General features: G+C 65.1%; 1 pseudogene. It reads left to right on the top strand.

The features are described 5' to 3' along the window. Positions 1-32: 32 nt before the first annotated feature. A pseudogene (locus tag D7V93_RS44690) lies at positions 33-932 on the top strand (hypothetical protein); the annotation flags it as partial.

Below are 932 nucleotides of genomic sequence, written 5' to 3'. Positions count from 1 at the left end.
TCACGGAGCCCCCCTGTGATGCCGGCGACGGCGTGGATTACCCTGACTTCGCGAGCCAGGACCTGAACTGCGATGGCGTGGATGGCGTAGCGGCTGCGGGCTACTTCGTGGATCCGGAGTCCGGCAGGGACACCAACGACGGCTCCCAGTTCCATCCGGTGCAGACCCTGAACAAGGCCCTCCAGTTGATCCAGGGGGACGATGCGGGACGCACCACGGTGTATCTGGGAACCGGGACGTACAACGAGCCAGGCACTGTCGTGAACAGACCGGTTTCGCTCCACGGCGGCTACCGCTGGAGCGGCGAGGGGAAAAGGTACTGGAGTCGCTTCCAGGACGGCAGGACCACGCTCATCGATGGTGGCACGCATGCCTTCACGGTGCGGGACGTGACGGATGCGGGCGTGCGACTGGATGCGTTGCACGTCGCTTCCGCCAATGCGACCGGCGATGGTGAACCGTCCATTGCCTTGCACGTCGTGCGCACATCGTTGTTGCTTCAGGACATCGTCCTGGAAGCAGGACGTGGCGGGAATGGGCTTGAAGGAAGAGCGGGAGACGCAGGCGCTCCTGGCGGCAATGGATCCGAGGGCCAGGTGGGTACGCCCAACGGAGGTGGTGTCCTGGGAAGTGGAGGCTCCGCGACTTGCGCGGTGGACAAGGGTAACGCCGGCGGCAACGGCGGAACCGGCAATGCACGCAACAGTGGTGAGCCTGGGGAGCCGGGTGAAGTTGGAACGCCTGGCGGGCTTGGCGGCTACGTCGTCGATGGAGGTTGCATAGATCAAACCTGCAGTTGCACTGGGGTGAAGGGCGACGCGGGGTTCACGGGGTCGGTGGGAGAGCCTGGGGACGCAGGAAGAGGTGGACTGGGCCGTGGCCTTGTCGAAGCTTCGGGCTGGCAGGCCAATCAAAACGGGGCGCAGGGGTCT

The organism is Corallococcus llansteffanensis (assembly GCF_003612055.1).
Classification (GTDB): Bacteria; Myxococcota; Myxococcia; order Myxococcales; family Myxococcaceae; genus Corallococcus; species Corallococcus llansteffanensis.
The sequence above is the reverse complement of the archived record's forward strand: the minus strand, read 5'-3'. Positions and strand labels throughout refer to the sequence as shown.